The organism is Lewinella cohaerens DSM 23179 (genome assembly GCF_000379805.1).
Classification (GTDB): domain Bacteria; phylum Bacteroidota; class Bacteroidia; order Chitinophagales; family Saprospiraceae; genus Lewinella; species Lewinella cohaerens.
Genome location: NZ_KB903565.1, coordinates 205,351 through 223,577, shown reverse-complemented (window position 1 = coordinate 223,577; position 18,227 = coordinate 205,351). Strand labels below are relative to the sequence as shown.

General features: G+C 48.1%; 17 protein-coding genes. 10 read left to right on the top strand and 7 right to left on the bottom strand.

Annotated elements, in window-relative coordinates; genetic code table 11:
- Positions 1–327 precede the first annotated feature (327 nt).
- Both A3EU_RS0122310 and fdhD read left to right on the top strand, forming a co-directional pair.
- Positions 328–1,716 carry an MBL fold metallo-hydrolase RNA specificity domain-containing protein gene (locus A3EU_RS0122310; RefSeq protein ID WP_020538429.1) on the top strand — a complete coding sequence of 463 codons (1,389 nt, stop codon included), beginning with the start codon at positions 328–330 and terminating at the stop codon, positions 1,714–1,716.
- A 100-nt stretch (positions 1,717–1,816) separates the two neighbouring features.
- Positions 1,817–2,671 (top strand): formate dehydrogenase accessory sulfurtransferase FdhD, encoded by an 855-nt coding sequence (gene fdhD, locus A3EU_RS31430; protein ID WP_342670968.1) that lies wholly within the window; start codon positions 1,817–1,819, stop codon positions 2,669–2,671.
- A gap of 12 nt (positions 2,672–2,683) precedes the next feature.
- On the opposite strand, the gene A3EU_RS0122300 is transcribed toward fdhD, so the two are convergent.
- The 6 genes from A3EU_RS0122300 to A3EU_RS0122265 form a co-directional block, all read right to left on the bottom strand.
- The gene (locus A3EU_RS0122300; protein ID WP_020538427.1) at positions 2,684–3,613 is read right to left on the bottom strand and encodes a UDP-3-O-(3-hydroxymyristoyl)glucosamine N-acyltransferase; all 930 of its coding nucleotides are present in this window, start codon (positions 3,611–3,613) and stop codon (positions 2,684–2,686) included.
- Between the two features lie 184 nt (positions 3,614–3,797).
- Positions 3,798–4,337: an LPS export ABC transporter periplasmic protein LptC gene (lptC, locus tag A3EU_RS0122295; RefSeq protein ID WP_020538426.1), complete on the bottom strand. Its 540-nt coding sequence runs from the start codon at positions 4,335–4,337 to the stop codon at positions 3,798–3,800.
- 348 nt (positions 4,338–4,685) lie between these two features.
- Positions 4,686–5,339 carry a CoA transferase subunit B gene (locus A3EU_RS0122285; protein WP_020538424.1) on the bottom strand — a complete coding sequence of 218 codons (654 nt, stop codon included), beginning with the start codon at positions 5,337–5,339 and terminating at the stop codon, positions 4,686–4,688.
- Positions 5,340–5,350: 11 nt separating this feature from the next.
- On the bottom strand, positions 5,351–6,052 hold the full coding sequence (locus A3EU_RS0122280) for a CoA transferase subunit A (RefSeq protein WP_020538423.1): 702 nt from the start codon (positions 6,050–6,052) through the stop codon (positions 5,351–5,353).
- Between the two features lie 40 nt (positions 6,053–6,092).
- Complete coding sequence (locus tag A3EU_RS0122275; RefSeq protein WP_020538422.1) at positions 6,093–6,710, bottom strand: YdeI/OmpD-associated family protein; 618 nt, start codon at positions 6,708–6,710, stop codon at positions 6,093–6,095.
- A 464-nt stretch (positions 6,711–7,174) separates the two neighbouring features.
- Complete coding sequence (locus A3EU_RS0122265) at positions 7,175–8,131, bottom strand: hypothetical protein (protein ID WP_020538420.1); 957 nt, start codon at positions 8,129–8,131, stop codon at positions 7,175–7,177.
- Between the two features lie 387 nt (positions 8,132–8,518).
- Between A3EU_RS0122265 and A3EU_RS0122255 the strand changes: the two genes are divergently transcribed.
- From A3EU_RS0122255 to A3EU_RS0122220, 8 genes are all read left to right on the top strand, one after another.
- Entirely contained in the window at positions 8,519–9,475 is a 957-nt protein-coding gene (locus A3EU_RS0122255; RefSeq protein ID WP_020538418.1) for a methylenetetrahydrofolate reductase, read from the top strand.
- A gap of 12 nt (positions 9,476–9,487) precedes the next feature.
- Positions 9,488–10,042, top strand: a complete 555-nt coding sequence (locus A3EU_RS0122250; RefSeq protein WP_020538417.1) for a pyridoxamine 5'-phosphate oxidase family protein — start codon at positions 9,488–9,490, stop codon at positions 10,040–10,042.
- A 16-nt stretch (positions 10,043–10,058) separates the two neighbouring features.
- Positions 10,059–10,304, top strand: coding sequence for a hypothetical protein (locus tag A3EU_RS0122245; RefSeq protein ID WP_020538416.1), 246 nt, complete (start codon positions 10,059–10,061; stop codon positions 10,302–10,304).
- Between the two features lie 42 nt (positions 10,305–10,346).
- Entirely contained in the window at positions 10,347–11,366 is a 1,020-nt protein-coding gene (locus A3EU_RS31425; protein ID WP_020538415.1) for an NAD-dependent epimerase/dehydratase family protein, read from the top strand.
- Between the two features lie 400 nt (positions 11,367–11,766).
- Entirely contained in the window at positions 11,767–13,128 is a 1,362-nt protein-coding gene (locus A3EU_RS0122235) for a DUF1800 domain-containing protein (RefSeq protein WP_020538414.1), read from the top strand.
- A 4-nt stretch (positions 13,129–13,132) separates the two neighbouring features.
- Positions 13,133–14,314, top strand: coding sequence for a DUF1501 domain-containing protein (locus A3EU_RS0122230; RefSeq protein WP_020538413.1), 1,182 nt, complete (start codon positions 13,133–13,135; stop codon positions 14,312–14,314).
- Between the two features lie 462 nt (positions 14,315–14,776).
- Positions 14,777–15,583, top strand: a complete 807-nt coding sequence (locus A3EU_RS0122225) for a TIGR00266 family protein (RefSeq protein ID WP_020538412.1) — start codon at positions 14,777–14,779, stop codon at positions 15,581–15,583.
- 172 nt (positions 15,584–15,755) lie between these two features.
- Entirely contained in the window at positions 15,756–16,274 is a 519-nt protein-coding gene (locus A3EU_RS0122220; protein ID WP_020538411.1) for a gamma carbonic anhydrase family protein, read from the top strand.
- Between the two features lie 24 nt (positions 16,275–16,298).
- Here A3EU_RS0122220 and A3EU_RS0122215 read toward each other — a convergent pair whose 3' ends face one another.
- Complete coding sequence (locus tag A3EU_RS0122215; protein WP_020538410.1) at positions 16,299–18,032, bottom strand: SulP family inorganic anion transporter; 1,734 nt, start codon at positions 18,030–18,032, stop codon at positions 16,299–16,301.
- Positions 18,033–18,227 lie beyond the last annotated feature (195 nt).

Here is an 18,227-nt window from a genome sequence, read left to right as displayed (position 1 = left end):
GGTTTTGCAATTTTGCGGCGTTTGCTATCCGAAAAAATTAAGGAAGGTGCTGGATAGCAAAACATAGGTTCGGCACAAATTGCGGGCAAAGATAGGGACTGTTGCTTTAATAGTAATACTATCCTGCAAAATATCTCCAAAATAATCTTGTATATTGGTCTTTGTCAAAAGAAATCTTAAGAAACAGCACGAAAACAAATGGCATCTTTTTTCAAAAATAGTTGACTAAACGATTCTCTTCCCCGAAGGGATGCCTATGGCAAAAGTGTGTTGACTATTTGAAAACCCCAAAAAATGCCATTTGTTTTCTGCGCAATATACAAGTCCATGAAAGTCAAATTTTGCGGTGCCGCTCAGGAAGTTACAGGAAGCGCTCATCTACTCACCCTCGAAGACGGTTATACCATCTTACTGGATTGTGGCCTCTACCAGGGCAACGACAAAGAGATGAAGGATTTTAATGAATCTTTCCTTTTTGACCCCGCCAAAGTTGATTGCCTTGTTCTTTCTCATGCCCATATCGACCACACTGGCCGGGTACCTAAGCTGGTAAAAGATGGGTTCCGAGGTAGCATTTTCGCCACCCATGCCACGCGTAGCCTCTGTTCCATTATGCTATTGGACAGTGCCATGATTCAAGAACGAGATGCACAATACTATAACAAGCGCAATCCTAAAGATAAAAAAGAGCCGCTGTACACCTCCAAAGATGTACACGAAACCATGAAGCTCTTCACCGGATGTCCTTACGATAAGTGGATCAATATTCGTGACAATGTCCAGGTACAATACCGCGATGCCGGCCACATTCTTGGCAGTGCCAATGTGACCTTACGTATCCACGAAAGCAATCGAACCATCCACTTTGGCTTCACCGGAGACATTGGCCGCCCAGACCGCCCTATTCTTCGCGATCCACAAAAGATGCCTGCTGTTGACTACATGATCTGCGAGTCTACCTACGGTGATCGTATCCACGATGAAAAGCCCAAAGAGGTAGAAAGATTTCTACGCATCATTCAAGAAGCTTGCATCGGGCGCAAAGGCAAACTGCTCATCCCGGCCTTCAGCATAGGCCGCACCCAAGAAATTGTCTACATTCTAGACCAACTAGAGACACAAGGACGGTTACCCAGAATTCCCGTTTTTGTAGATAGCCCACTGGCAGTGAACGCCACTACCATCTTTGGCGCTCATCCCGAGTGCTACGACGAAGACTTAGAGAGGTACCTCCTCATTGACGACAACCCTTTTGGTTTCAACAACCTGCAATACATCAAAAAGGTCGAAGCTTCCAAAGCCCTCAATAGTATGGAAGAGCCTTGTATTATCATTAGCGCCTCCGGCATGATGAATGCAGGTCGCTCAAAGCACCACCTTTTTAACACCATCGAAGACCCGCGCAACACCCTCCTGCTGGTAGGTTATGCTTCCCCACAAACACCAGGTGGAAAAATTCGCAATGGGGCTACGGGCCTCAAACTCTTCGGCCAATACAAGAAAGTACGCGCTCATGTAGAGCAGATGGATTCCTTCAGCGCTCACGCCGACCGCAACGAGATTCGCGAATTCCTCCGCGGCCAAGAACAGCATACCAAAAAAGTATTCCTTGTTCACGGCACCATAGATAGACAGGAAAGCCTGGCAGGATTGCTGAACGATGTGGGTTTCCAGGATGTTCAGATTCCAGAATTGGGGCAGGAATATGATTTGTAGGGGGTAAACGTGTAAGGGTGTAAGGGGGGTAAACGTTCGCACCCCGCACCCCGCACCCCGCACCTAAAGCACCTCACACCTTCCCTATTTCTAAAGTAAAATTACAGGTCTGAAATCTAAAAAATCACCCGCCCCAGAGGATAAACACCACGCCACCCTCAGGTGGGAAGACGGCCAATGGCGTAGCCTCCACAGTGATGCCATCACGCCCGAGTGGCCCTTAAGCATTGGCATCTACGATCCTCAGCAGGACGAAACCGTTGATCTGGCAATTACCATGCGCACGCCTGGTGCCGACGAAGCACTCATTTATGGCTATCTGTTTACGGAAGGTATCATTCATCGGGCCAGCGACATCGCAACGGTCAAACTCATCAGCCCTACCGAGGCACTCGTGACACTACAGCCTGAGGTAGATTTTCGCCCCGACAACTATCACCGCTTTGGTTATACCAATTCCAGCTGTGGCCTGTGTGGAAAAACCGATTTAGAACAACTCCAGCGCACTTTCTTTCATTTTCCAATTCCAGGTAAACCTACCGTATCCCCCGCCATCCTCACACAACTGCCCGATTTGTTGGCACAGCAGCAAGAGGTCTTTGGCCACACAGGAGGCATACACGCTGCGGCTTTGTTCAACACAGCTGGCAAGTTACTGGCCTTGCAGGAAGACGTTGGGCGACACAATGCCCTCGACAAACTTATCGGCAGTAGCTTGCAACAAGCACAATTCCCCTGGCGCGACAAACTCGTCTTGCTCAGCGGGCGCATCAGCTTCGAACTCGTTCAGAAAGCCGCTAGCGCAGGCACGCCACTACTTGCGGCCATCGGTGCTCCCTCCTCTCTGGCCATACAATTGGCGGAGGAAAACGGTATCACCCTCATTGGCTTCCTCCGTCAGGATCGGCTGAATGTCTATACTTATCCGGAAAGGGTTGTAGCTAGCAAGTCCTAATCCTTTGCCACATCATTTATTCTTCCTCAAAAAGTCCGGCAACTGCCTCAGCGCGGCCAGTTCTCGGTAAGCATCACGCGCTTCCTGTGCAGGTACCCCAAAGTAAAGCTTCCCGCCTTCCAAGTCTTTACTCACACCAGCTTTCGCCGAAACTATCGCCTTGTCACCAATGGTTACATTCTGGGCTATTCCTGCCTGCCCATAGATCACTACTTCATTGCCAATAGTACAATTACCCGCTATTCCTACTTGCGCAGCAAACAAGCACTTCTTTCCTACCTTGGTATCATGCCCAATTTGCACCTGACAATCAAGCTTGCTGCCAGCGCCGATGATGGTATCACTCGACACGCCCTTATTGATCGTACAGTTGGCACCAATATCAACCCTGTCTTCCAATACAACCCGTCCGCCAGAGCGCCATTTATGAAAACCTGCAGCGGTCTTCTTGAAATAAAAAGCATCACTACCAATCACCGCACCAGTCTGCACCACTACCTCATCGCCCAGCACCGAATGGTCGCCGATATAGGCATTCGCATGAATGTAGCAGTTTTTCCCTACCACCGCCTGCTCTCCTATTACCGCACCTGGTTCTATCGTCGTACCTTCCCCTATCAAGGCACTGCTTGCAATACTTCGCTGTAGTGGCTGCAACGGGCGGTAGCGCCAAACCAGGTCATTATAAGTCGTAAACGGGTCATCTACAACCAGCAAAACCTTCCCGGCAGGCACCTCCGCAGCTTTATTGATCAAGATGATCGTCGCTGCCGATCCCAGTGCTTTAGCGTAGTATTTCTCTACATCCACAAAGGTGATATCCCCTTCTTCTACGTGGTGTACTTCATTTATACCTGTCGCCAACAGGTCGGAATCTCCCAATAATTCAGCACCTATCTGCTCTGCCAGCTCACTTACGGGCAAGGGTAATGGAAACTTCATAAAATATTTATCTTGTTTATTGTCCTTCGTCTACTGCAATATACTTCGGCGATCCTAGGTTTGTGAAAATTTGACAACGCTATTTTTTTTAGCCGGCAAGGCAAAAAACGTAGCCATAGCCTAAGCTAAGGCGAGGCTTTTTAACGCCGTCGGATGAAAAAAGAGCAAGACAAAAATCTCAAATCTAGGGTTGGCGAAGTATAACACCTTCCACCTGCTGGATTTTGGCATTCGAAAAATTCTGATCAGCCCGAAAACCGTGCCCATAAATAATTTCTCGTGCAGTAGTTATTTTCGCAAATTTCTTGGTAAATACCTCTTCGTCTTTCTCTCGCCAAATCAGCTCTTCCGTCTCCAGTTTCTGGTTTTCCACACTTTCCCACACTACACTATCGCGCACGATCACTTCTCCACGACGGTCGTAGCGTATGGCATATTTGGCCACCATCGTACTGGTTATCGTCTCTTCTGGCCCAAAAAACTCTACCAACACGCCTTCCACAAACTCCTGATAAGGCTCCGTACGATCCAGGTTATTCAACATCACCGGGCCCGTAATCCGTACCTTTACCTGCGCCGAATCACTATACAATATCTCCACTTCTTCTACCCGCTCCACTTTTACGTCCAAGCGTGCTTTCAGGGCCTCTACCTCTGCCAGGTCATTCTCACAACCCAGTAGACCTACCCCCAGCAATGTCAACAAAACCAGTAGTCTTTTCATCTTCTCTTTCTATTTTTTGGGCGCTCCCCCTGCGGGGTCAGGCTGTCCACAGCTCACTTTGTTCGGCACCGGCTGCACCGGGTCTCCCCTGCGGGGCCTGTTACCATCCTTAGCGCATGCGAGGTGGATGGTAAGTGTGAAATTAGACGCTTCCAAACCTCGCAGTAACGTCGCGCATGTTAGTTCCCAAACTAACATCATATATCCCGCTGGTCTCCCGACCAGCATCTCGTGTTCCGCTAGCTGGTCAGGAGACCAGCCAAACATAACATCTTAGTCCGGAGACTAAGATGAGCCTTGGGCTATCAAATACCTTGTACCCAGTACCTAGTACGGGTGAGAATCACCCTAAAGCACCATCTCCGGCACCTCACCTTCTACAATCAACCGCCCTTCGGTTGCCGCTTGTATCTCTTCTACCGACACCCCCGGCGCACGTTCAATCAGCTTAAAGCCATTTGGTGTCACATCCAACACAGCCAAATTGGTCACTATTTTCTTCACACATTGCACACCGGTCAGGGGTAGCGTACATTGGCGCAATAGCTTCGATGCTCCTTTCCGATTGGTATGCATCATCGCTACGATAATGTTCTCGGCCGATGCCACCAAATCCATCGCACCACCCATGCCTTTTACCATCTTGCCGGGTATTTTCCAGTTGGCAATGTCACCATTATCGGCAACCTCCATCGCCCCCAGCACCGTCAGCTGAATGTGCTGCCCGCGAATCATTGCAAAACTGGTAGCAGAATCAAAAATAGCTGCTCCGGGCATAGCCGTTATCGTTTGCTTACCCGCGTTGATCATATCCGCATCTTCCTCTCCTTCATAAGGAAAAGGGCCCATACCCATAATCCCGTTCTCTGATTGAAAAACGACATTCAGGCCTTCTGGCACGTAGTTCGCAATCAAGGTCGGTATACCAATCCCCAGATTCACATACCAGCCGTCCTGTAATTCTTGTGCAATCCGTTTCGCAATTCCTGTTTTATCTAACATCGATTTCTTTTTTAATTTCCCCGGCTCCGCACCGTCCGTTGCTCAATTCGTTTCTCGTATTTCTCTCCTTGAAAAATACGCTGTACAAATACCCCTGGGGTATGCACAAAGTTGGGATCAAGCTCTCCGGGCTCTACCAGCTCTTCGACCTCCGCAATCGTGACCTTACCAGCCATCGCCATCACTGGATTAAAGTTTCGTGCCGTGCCTTTGTAGATCAGGTTACCAAAGCGGTCTCCTTTCCAGGCTTTCACTATCGCAAACTCTGCCGTCAGGGCATCTTCCAAAATGTGAGGTTTACCATTAAAGTAGCGGACTTCTTTGCCTATGGCCACTTCCGTGCCATAACCCGCCGGCGTAAAAAAGGCAGGTACTCCAGCACCGCCAGCTTGGCAGCGAGCGGCCAGCGAACCTTGAGGGATAAGGTCCACCTCTAGTTCTCCACTGAGCATCTGGCGCTCAAACTCATCATTCTCTCCTACATAAGAAGAAATCATCTTTCGGATTTGCTTCTTCTGCAATAGTAGGCCCAATCCAAAATCATCCACACCAGCATTGTTAGATATACAAGTCAGGTCAGAAACCCCTGCTTCCACCAGCGCAGCAATGCAATTTTCTGGTATTCCACACAAGCCAAAGCCCCCCAGCATGATCGTCATCCCATTGGATATTCCGCTGATAGCTGCTTGTGCATTCGCAACAACTTTATTCATTTATTTTGGTATTATTTGGCTAAATCTTGCAGCTTCAAAGTTAACTATCCTTACGGACAATCGGTGAAATATCGTCCATTATCCCCGCCAGTGGTTGCGTTCCGTACTGCTTTCCCCTCGCGGTCATCTTAATCAAGTAGTCCAAGCGCTGCTGAGAGACCTCCTTGCGGGAAGGGCCAGCCTCCATCACCCACCCTACTTTGAGTCGCTGATAGAAATGAGGGAAGTTTTGGAAATTCTCCCACACCTCTTCCTCTTCTTGCAGCTGAGCAGCCACCCACTCCGGTATTTCAAAAGGATCATCAGGGCTCCCTATCTGATCAACGATAGCAGGGGCCATGCCCGCCGGCGTCATCAAACCCAAATGCTGTAGTTTCCAAAACCGCTGGCGATTCAGCTCCGATAAGAAACTTTTCTTCACTCGACGAGGCGTAATTCGCTGTACTCGGCTTTCTTCATCCAGTTTTTTTACTACACCATCAATCCAGCCAAAGCAGAGGCATTCCTCTACGAGGTCATCATAGGGCAGCGAGGGTTTACCCGTGTCCTTACGGAACATCCGCAGCCATATTTCCGTCTTGGTCTGGTGATGTTCCTGCAACCAATTGCGCCAATCAGCGCGTTGATGGGGGTAGAAAATTTCGGTAATTTCGGGCATGTACAGAGGCGTTAGTATTGCGCAGAAAACAAACTGAGATTTTCCCTAAGTTTTCCAAATAGTTAAAACGCTTGAAATGAAGCGCTTATTCAACTATTGTAAAAAACAACCACGTAGTAGACGCGAAGCGACCACGAAGTAGCGGCGTAGCCAAATCGGTTTTTATTTTCGTGCCGTTCCTTAGGAGAATTTCGAAGATAAGAGAAATTGGATAATTCCTCTACAAGTTTCGCAGCAGCACAGGGTAGATACCCAAACGGCCCGAAAATGACCTCGGCAGAGGTCAAATATTTGTAACATCAAAAGCATCCAAGACTATCCGACCCCAGAGAGTGTCGCACCCCTCCATAAATTCTGTTTCAAAATCTAAAAACAAAGGCCGAAAACCTCCCATTGGAAATTTTCGGCCCTGCCCGGAATCAGCATAATACTGCTTCCTTTTATCTAAAGATTAAAAACCAATCTTAGTACTTGATAGAGAATACAAAGTTATCCCCATTACTACTTCCTACGTAGTTAATTTCATCAACACGGATCAGGTAGTAGTTATTGTTAGCAAAAACAACGAACAAGTCACCAACTGCTACATCTCCTGAAACGTCAGTAACTGCTGTTTCAACACAAGTAGGACTTTGGCTTACACCATCTGTAAGTGCAATGCTATTGTCTGTATAGATATCAGTAATAACTTCTTTCTTCGTAACATCATCGAAACTGAAGTTTTCGAGCTGAGATACATCAACCTTCACCATATTAGCACCATTAACGGTACCAAATTGAGCACGCCAGTTTTCAGCAGGAAGAACAACAGTACAGTCGATACCTAAGTCACGAATTTCTGCGATAGCATCTGCAGAACCTGTACCCGTACCATCAGCAAGTTTCAAACCACCGGTGCCAGCAGGGCCAGCCTGGTTCAACAATACTCCCGTAAGTGTTTCAGAAAGAGGGGTACCTGGCTCTTCTGTCGTTTCGATTACGATGTCAACAGCGTCCGTTTCACCACTGTCATCAGTAACAGTAAAGGTGTAGGTTGTGAAATCGCCAACGGCTTCCGTACCACTTGGTGTGATATCAATACTGTAAGTCACTCCATCCTTGTCTGTCCCGAAAAGCACAAGAGCGTTTTGAGTAGTAACTGCACCACCGTCGATGGTGATGCGACTAGTAGCAAGTTTGCTGGTTCCTTCTTCAATAAGTAGGTTACCCAACTGCGCATCTCCTTTGCTCATGCGGATTTTCACAGAGAAAGTTTCACCCAGTATTACCTCACTATCAGCATTCAAGAAGCCAGGATCAGCAACAAAGCTGATTTCAGGGCCTAGTGGATCTACTACGATAGGGTCTTCTCCACAAGCAGTGAAAAATAAAGCGACCATTACAAGTCCTAATCCAGTTAGCTTTAGCACAAAGTTTTTCATTCTGTTAATTGGTTTGTATAAAAAAGTAAGTCGAAATCGACTTTTTATTATTGATTTAAAGTAATCGGTTCATTTACGTCAAAGACGGGGAAAGTATTGTGTTTGTCATGGCAAATATCGTAGGATTTTCATTAAAACTTCGATATCTGCCGCATTTACAAGCACATTAACTTTTTCTTAAACTATCACAAGCCTACTTAATGTTCGCAATAGCTATGTTAATGTTTAGACGTAGCATCAAGGTCTTTGTCACAAAAAAGTACTTCTTTGAAGAAATGCTTCCTTGCTCTTCGTAATTCCTGACAAAAAGCTGACTACGTTCCATATTGATGGTATTACATCGCCCCAATTTTATCCGTAGTTTTGCCCACACACCCAAAAAATGATATGAAAGTCACGGAATACTTCGAGCAAGCTAAAGATCAAACGCTGATCTCCTTCGAGGTGCTGCCTCCTCTTAAGGGAGGACGTATGCAAGACATCTTTGCCGCACTTGATCCCCTGATGGAGTTTAAGCCTCCTTTCATTGATGTTACTTACCACCGGGAGGAATATATTTACAAAAAAAGAAAGAGCGGTTACTACGAAAAAACAGCCATCCGTAAACGCCCGGGCACCGTTGGCATCTGTGCATCCATCATGCACCGCTATGGTGTAGATGCCGTCCCTCACCTTATTTGCGGTGGTTTTACGACCGAAGACACAGAGAATGCACTCATCGACCTCAACTTTCTTAATGTCGACAATGTGCTCGCCTTACGTGGTGATGCGCGTAAATTCGAAGGAAAGTTCATCCCCGAAGAAGGTGGTCATGAATTTGCCCTGGACCTCATCAAGCAGGTTACAGATATGAATACCGGCAAATATCTCGACGCAAATATCGACAACGGTGCTGCTACCAACTTCTGTATTGGCATTGCTGGTTACCCGGAGAAACACTTCGAGTCGCCCAATTTGGAGCTCGACTTAGCGTATACCAAAGCTAAAATCGACGCAGGAGCTAATTACATCGTTACTCAAATGTTTTTCGACAATAAAAAATACTTCGAATACGTCGATGCTTGCCGAGCAATAGGGATCAATGTTCCCATCGTTCCCGGCCTTAAACCGCTAACAAAAAAATACCAACTCAACAGCATCCCTCGTTTATTCCACATTGATATGCCCGACGACCTGGTAAAAGCAATGACCTTGGCAGATACCCCTGAAGCCCGGCAAGAAGTAGGCATAGAATGGTGTACCGCACAGAGCAAAGAGCTAAAAGCAGCGGGAGTGCCCTGCCTCCATTATTATACCATGGGCGATTCGTCTATCATCCGCCGAATAGCAGAAGCCGTTTACTAAAAAACAATTATCATGTCTAAAATCCTTCCTAAGCTCAATAGCAGTCTCCAAGATTTCATTAAAGAGCAGCAGTTGTTTTTTGTTGCTACCGCTGATATTGATGGCCGCGTCAATCTTTCGCCCAAAGGACTAGACAGCCTCCGCGTTCTTTCTCCTAATCGTTTGCTATGGCTTAACCTCACCGGTAGCGGCAATGAGACAGCCGCACATTTACTTGGCGTCAATCGCATGACATTGATGTTTTGCTCCTTTGCTGGCAATCCACTCATTTTACGGATATATGGCACTGCCCAAACGATCCATGCAGCCGATCCGGAGTGGGAAGAACTTTATGCTCACTTCCCCGATCTTGCCGGCGCCCGCCAGATTTTCGATGTCCAGATTGAGAGTGTCCAAACCTCTTGTGGCTATGCCGTGCCGCTTTACGATTTCGTGGAACAGCGCAGTCGCCTCCTTACCTCTTTCGAAGACAAAGGGCCAGAAGGCACCAAAAACTATTGGGCAGAGAAAAACACAACCAGCATTGACGGGAAACCTACGGGTATCCTGGAATCAACCCCACAATAGCTTAGCGCTTGTTTTCATGAAACCAAACGAACCTAAAGATGTTGAGGCTTCCCTCTCAAAAGCCGATGCCATGGCAGAACTCCTCTCGGATTACCCTGAACTAGGGGAAGGCTTGGAGGAGATGGTCGACCAAGACGGCGATGGAGTAGTCAGTCTGGTGGGTATCTTTTCCCTTTTGCAACTAAGGTTACGTGCCGTATTAGGGTTCATGCCTCAATCAGCACCAAGAGATCATGACCGACCGGGGGCTGGTGGTGAATAAAATTTTAGCGACCTTTGGCCTACTCATCAGTAGAACAATACCTTGGATTATCATACCCCCATATTGATTACCGGTGCTACCGGCTTTGTAGGATCATATACTGCCCGTTTGCTCATCCAGCAAGGCTATACTCAACTTCATGCTTTGCGGCGACCTGGCAGCCAGCTTACCCTTTTGGGGGCTGCTGCTGACAAAATAACCTGGCACGAAGCTGAACTCGAAGACTACTTCAGCTTGGAGGCTGCGCTAGAGGGAATTGACACCATAATCCATTGTGCAGCGCTGGTTTCTTTTGCTCCACGCGATAAAGAAAAGTTACTCACTATAAACCGTAAAGGCACCCAGTATTTGGTTGATGCTGCCCTTTTTCAAAAAGTGAGGCGACTGATTCATGTGAGTTCCGTTGCCGCATTAGGACGGAACAATCACGGGCACCTTATTTCTGAAAGCAGCAAATGGGAGGACGGAAGGCTAGTGACCAATTATTCCCGCAGTAAATTCCTTGCAGAACTAGAGGTCTGGCGCGGGCAGGAAGAAGGTATGTCGGTCGCCGCCGTTTACCCCAGTATTATCCTTGGCGCAGGCCACTGGTCGGAAGGTACCGCAAAAATGTTTGCTTACGCTCAGCAAAGCCCCACCTATTACCCTACAGGGAGCACTGGCGTTGTAGACGTAAGGGATGTGGCCGAAGCGATTTTACTGACCCTTAAACGCGATGAAAAAAATGATCGTTTTCTCCTCAATGGTGCCAATCTTAGTTATAGGGAATTGTTGACACAGATGACCACTGCACTCGGGGTGCCGGCTCCTAAAAAGCCTTTACCTAAATGGGGCGCACAATTGCTGGCTATAGCAGAAAAAATCCGGACCATTTTCACCCGAAGTACTCCTTTGCTTACCTCAGAAACCGTTCGGGCAAGCTACCAAAACTACGTCTACGACAGCCGTCACTCCGAAGAAACGCTAGGAATGACCTACCGGGATGCGGAAACCACCATTGGAGAAACAGCCGCTTTATTTATGGCAACGAGGGAGGAAGGGAGTGGGGTTTTGGGTTTATAAATACGCAAAACGGCATTTTGCGTACACTCCTCCGACGCAGGCAAAGTCAACGCCGAACGCAGCGTTGTATTAGTTCTAAACCCGCCCAAGTTAATGCCAAATTAAAGGGGAGCGCAACGTGTCCTCCTTTGGAGGAGGTGTCCGAAGGACGGAGGAGGGCCGCACAATAGCACCGCAAGCAAAGTGGGAGGTCTTCGCGGTTGGTAGGCCGCCCTTGCGGTGAGTGCCGCCCTCCCTCGATTCTTTGAATCGGTCCCTCCAAAGGGACACATTTTGTGTGATACTAGTGGCAAGAATATCATTCAGCCGAAGCAATGGATAAAGGCCAACCTTGCGTTAAACAGTTACCTTGAAATAAACGATTGCCCCACTAGCGCGTCTAATCGCAAAATTATCCTTCATGTCCCTACGTATTAAACACCTTTATCAACGTGCTGGCTTTGGGCTCAGTCCGCTAGAGTGGCAAACAAAAAAGTCGCTGAGCATACCCCAGGCCGTTGACCATCTCTTCCAAGAGGCAGATGCCGCTACCCCACTCACTGTTATTGATTTTGAAGACCTGGCCGAAACGGTGACGGAAGACCGCCGCAAAGCGGGTCGACTACTTACCCAACAGTACACCCTGGAATGGCTGGACCGCATGGCCACACCCGACGAGAGTGCGCTCCTGGAACGACTCACCCTATTTTGGCACGACCACTTTGCTTGTCGATCCGTTTTTGGGCACCTGGCTATCCGTCAACTCCACACCTTACGTGAACACGCACTTGGCTCTTTCCGTGATCTTTGCCTGGCGATAGCCCGTGACCCCGCTATGATTCGCTACCTCAACAACCAGCAAAACAAAAAAAACAGCCCCAACGAAAATTTCGCTCGGGAGTTGTTAGAACTTTTCACCATTGGTCCCGGAAATTACACCGAGCAAGATATCAAAGAAGCCGCCCGTGCTTTTACGGGTTGGGGAAGTACCTACAAAGGGGAATTCCGATTCCGATCAGGGCAGCACGACTATGGCACCAAAACATTTATGGGCCAAACCGGCCGCTTTGATGGTGCCGATATTATCGACATCATCTTGGAACAACCTGCTACGGCGACCTTTCTGGTCCGCAAATTCTGGGCTTATTATGTAAGCGCTCCTGCTGATGAGGACCTTATTCAAAGCCTTAGTGAGCAATATTTGGCCAGCGATTACAATACGGGCGCATTATTGCGCAGCATGTTTACTGCCGACTGGTTTTATGCCAAGGAATACCAAAGTCAGCAGATCAAGTCGCCGGTAGTGCTCGTTAGCGTGTTGCGGCGTAGTCTGGATATTAGCTTCAATAACCCGGAAGCGCAATTGCGATTACTGCGGGCGCTCGGTCAGTCGCTCTTCGACCCTCCTAATGTAGCAGGCTGGCCAGGTGGCCGTAGTTGGATTGACAATGCTACCCTCATGTTACGCCTCAACTTGGGGGCTGGGTTATTGACCAAACGAGAGCTGGATCTTCAGTTTCGGGATTTGCCCGAGTTGGAGATTCTTTCTGATCCTCAAACACGGAAACTGGATGCCGAAGTAAACCTACAGCCACTGCTGGCGCTCATTGACGGCAATGACCTTGCTAATGATTTCCAATGCCTTAGCGATTACCTTCTCGCTACCCCTGCTCGGATCAACATCAAAGATCTGGCGGGGCTGATTGATGACACCAGCGGTGAAGAACGGCTACGCCGGATGCTTCTCGTTATTCTTTCCTCTCCCGAATTTCAATTAAGCTAAAAAAATGAAAAGGAGAACCTTCCTCAAAAATACAGGCCTAGCCTCGGCTGCTCTTTTTGCACCTGCCTTTTTGCAACGCCCTTCGCTGGTCACCAATGGCAAAATCCTCATCGTGGTACAGCTTTCCGGTGGTAATGATGGCTTAAACACCGTTATTCCTTATCGGAACGACAAATATTATGAGCTGCGTCCTGACCTTGCAATTGCTCGCCAGGACGTGCTGAACCTGACAGATGAACTGGGCTTTAACCCTTCTCTGGAAGATTTACGGCCACTCTACGATCAAGGTCACCTCAGTATCATCAACAATGTGGGTTATCCCAACCCCGATCGGTCGCATTTCCGAAGTATGGATATTTGGCAAACAGCGGCCAATAGCAACGAATACCTTACTACCGGCTGGCTGGGTCGCTACCTCGATAGCCGATGCACTGGTTGCGATGTTCCTCACCATGCGTTGGAATTTGGTCAAGGCCTCAGTCTGGCGTTAAAAGGAGTGGACAAGAGAGGTTTTGCACTCAATGATATCCAACAGATGGCGCGCACAAATCGCAACCCTTTGCTCCGCTACCTCGCCCAGCAAGATGCGCATGATCACGAGCACGAACAGGTGGCTTACTTGTACAAGACACTCCTTGAGACACAATCTTCCACGGCGTACTTACTGGAGAAAACAGAAGGCAAACGTACCCGCGCCAACTTCCCGGCTACGCCCTTTGGCCGCGATTTGCGCCAGGTAGCAGATTTAATTTTGGCAGGGTCTGACACTAAGATCTATTACGTTAGCTTGGGTGGTTTTGACACCCACGCCAATCAAGCTGGTCCACAAGGACGCTTGCTCTCCGTTTACGCAGAGGGCATGAAAGCTCTTGCTGAGGAATTGCAGCAGCATAATCTGTGGCAGGATACGCTTGTGATGACCTTCTCTGAATTTGGGCGGCGCGTTGCGCAAAACGGGTCGCGAGGTACGGATCACGGCGCGGCTAGCAACCTCTTCCTGATGGGAGGAAATTTACGCCAGCCCGGTTTCTACAACGAAGGCCCCAACCTGGAAGACCTCCTGGAAGGTGACCTCAAGTACAAGGTTGATTTCCGGCAAGTATATGCTACGGTTTTGGATAAGTGGCTGGCGGCGGATGCGAAATCGGTGATTGGGAAGGGGTTTGATGGGTTGGGGGTACTGTAAGGGTTTGAACCCAATAAGGGGTTGATTTAGTTTTGAACCACATAAGACACTGGAGGACACATTAGCTTTTTTGAGCCGTATAAGGGGTTACTTTAGTACTAAACGGCTCTATCAGCTCTTTTGGTCAGGGCTGCCCTCCTCCGTCCTTCGGGCACCTCGGACAGGTGGTGTCGTCAGTTGGTGTTGTTTGATTGAGCAGACCCAAATCTCTAGCACTGTTCGGCGCGCAAGGCTATAGCCTGAAGCTCGGCGGACGGAGGAGCAGGGCAAGGGATAGAAAGGAACGGTAGTGACTGGATAGCCCGGTGCCGAATTGGCGTTTGCAAGGCAACGCCAATAACGGCATGACCCATAAAAAGGATAAACCTTCGTCGAAATCTCTCCCTTTTTCGTAGAACAATGCTTGGGCTATTGAGACGAAAATCCGTAATATTGGTAACGAACCAAAAGTTGTAACACCAGATGAACGCTCACGAGATTGACTACCGCATTTTAGGTGAAGAAATGCAATTTGTAGAAGTAGAGTTAGACCCTTATGAAACGGTCATAGCCGAAAGCGGCAGCTTCATGATGATGGATGATGATATTGAATTGTCGACCCTTTTCGGAGATGGCAGCCACCAAGAAGAAAACAGCGGCCTATGGGGCAAAGTACTGAGTGCTGGCAAGCGGATTATCACTGGCGAGAGCCTTTTCATGACTGCATTTACCCACCAAGGTATGGGGAAACGAACGGTAAGCTTTGCCTCTCCTTATCCTGGCAAAATCATTCCATTGGATCTTAGTGAAAGAGGTGGAAAAATCATTTGCCAGAAAGATGCTTTCCTCTGTGCGGCCAAGGGCGTGAGCGTGGGTATTGAGTTCAGTAAAAAGCTGGGCCGCGGGTTCTTTGGTGGAGAAGGTTTCATCATGCAAAAGCTGGAAGGCGACGGAATGGCTTTTGTTCACGCTGGCGGCCATGTGGTTGAGCGCCGACTAGAAGCAGGCCAATCACTGCGTGTAGATACGGGTTGTCTGGTGGCATTCACTCGCGATGTACACTACGACATTGAGATGATCAAAGGTATCCGCAATGTCCTTTTCGCTGGAGAGGGCCTCTTTTATGCCCACCTGCAAGGTCCAGGTACTGTGTGGGTGCAAAGCCTACCCTTTAGTCGACTAAGTGACCGCATTATGGCGGCTTCTCGTTCCTACAGCAAAGGCGGAAGCAAAGGAGAGGGAAGTATCCTCGGCACCATTGGCGATATTGTTGATGGGGATGGGTGGTAGCTATTTGAGGTTTACCTTCTATATGCTCAACGTTGAACCATTTAAGGGATTATAAGGACATGTAAGTGCTTTTTTAGTACTAACAGCCTATCGAATTTAGCAAAGCTGGACTTAAACTAAAGTCCAGCTTTGCATCTTTCTACTATCTTGGGGGCAGCAAAACAATAAACTTATGGCTTTGATAAAAAGCGTGCGTGGTTTTACCCCTCAGTGGGGGAAGAATTGCTTCTTGGCTGAGAATGCTACCCTTATTGGTGACCTGACTATGGGGGATGACTGTAGTATCTGGTTTCAGGCAGTGGTTCGTGGCGATGTGAACAGTATCCGCATTGGCAACAAGGTCAACATCCAGGATGGAGCCGTCATTCATGGCACTTTTGAACGGGCGGCGACTACTATTGGCAACAATGTAAGTATTGGCCACCGCGCCTTGGTACACGGTTGCACCATCCATGACAATGTACTGATCGGAATGGGAGCCATCGTCATGGACAATGCGGTGGTAGAAGAGCACGTCCTTATTGCCGCTGGTGCTGTGGTATTGGAAAATACCCGCTGCGAAAGTGGCCACATTTACGCCGGAGTGCCTGCCAAGAAGGTTAAGGCCTTAAGTCAGGAGCAATTTGGCGATACGATTGATCGAATTTCTAATGCTTACCTCAAATATGCAGGCTGGTTTAAAGAGGAGTAGCCTTAAACTAGACATTGAAGCCGATTACACATTGGTCTGCAAAGTAAACTCTTGGTATTCGTTACCTGCGCCTTCTGTTGTCTTGCGTTCATCGTGGGCATCTACGGCCTCTTGTACACTCATAAAGAAGTTGTCTGCACCGATTTTTTCCACCAAATGCCCCTTTACGAGTGCGTCTCTGACGGGGCCTTTTACGCCGGTGAATAATAGCTTACAATTCCTGGCTTTCAGGTCTTCCAAAAGGTCTTCCAAAAGGTGCAGCGCACTACTATCCAGGGTATTGATGCTTTCGGCATTGATAATGAGTGCATCCAAGTCGGGACCTTTGGTAGCCATCCATTCATCGATCCGCTCGCGGAAAACATTGAGGTTAGCGAAATAGAGTTGCGCATCAAAGCGTACGATCAGTAAATCCTTGCGAATTTCTACCTGCTCAAAACGCTCTCGGTTACGATAAAAATGAGTAGACGGCACCTTGCCCAGCTGGGCAATATGAGGGCGAGTGGTTTCAAAAATAATCATCGCTAATGACAGGATAACACCCACACCGATTCCCTGCTCTATACCCAGGCTTAAGGTCGCAATAAAAGTGATAACCAACATCCAAAAATCAGAGCGATCTGCTCGCCAAAGGTGTACGGCTTCTTTGACATCAATCAGTCCAAAAACAGCGACCATGATCACCGATGCCAGGATAGCTTTCGGCAAATAGTAGAAAAGTGGTGTCAGGAATAACAAGGTGGTAATAATAAGTATGGCACTAATAATCGATGCCATACCTGTTTTTGCACCCGCCTGATCATTAACGGCAGTACGAGAAAACCCGCCCGTCACCGGGTAAGCCTGAAAGAAGGAACCACCCACATTGGCCAGCCCCAGGGCGATGAGTTCCTGATTAGGTACTACTTTATAATTTTTATGCTTGGCTTGGATGGCCTTCGCCACAGCAATACTTTCCATAAAACTTACCAGAGAAATAGCTAGTGCAATGGGGAGTAATGACTGAATAGTAGCTAGGCTAAAATCAGGTAAGCCAAAAGAAGGTAAGCCTTCTGGAACTGTTCCTACTATTTTCACACCATGATCAACGAGCCCCATTCCCCATACTGCCAGAATACCAAAAAGCACTGCCAACAAAGGACCAGGAATAGACTTATTGATTTTTTTTACGCCCATAATAAGGGCGATACCCGCGATACCGATACCAAAGGTGGTCCAATTAATTGCTCCTATCTGTTCAACAGCCTGGATTAGTATTTCGTGTACATGGTGGCTTCGGTCGAGGTTGACGCCTAGCAAATGCTTAAGTTGGCTAAGCCCAATAATTAAGGCTGCCGCCGAGGTAAACCCGCTAATCACCGGATGGGAAAGAAAATTGACCAAAAAGCCCAATCGGAATACCCCCAGTAGAAACTGAATAACCCCTACCAAAAAGGCTAGCGTGATCGCCAGCATGATGTAAGTTTCCGTACCTCCTTCTGCCAATACCCCAATGCCGGCGGCCGTCAGTAAGGACACCATTGCTACCGGCCCTACAGCCAGCTGGCGAGAGGTTCCCAGTAAAGCATAAATAATGAGAGGCAAGGTACTGGCATAAAGGCCATAGATAGGTGGCAAACCTGCAATCATTGCGTAGGCCATCCCCTGTGGGATCAGCATAACCCCTACAGTAAGGCCAGCAGAAAGGTCCCCTTTCAATTGGTCTTTAGAATAGTTTTTTAGCCAGGAAACAGAAGGAATAAAGGCACTTAGTGACATAAGGATCGAAATTATACTTTTTACAAATGCAAAGGTGGGTAAACGCTGTGGAAAAATCGGTGATGTGTATCACTTAGTATTGCGCAGAAAATAAAGTGTGCTGTTCCTTAGTTGACTTTGCACAGGGAAAGTTTGTAGAGGAGTCGTGTGATCTCCTGCTAATCAGGAGGTCAGCTCACAATCGAAATGCAAGTA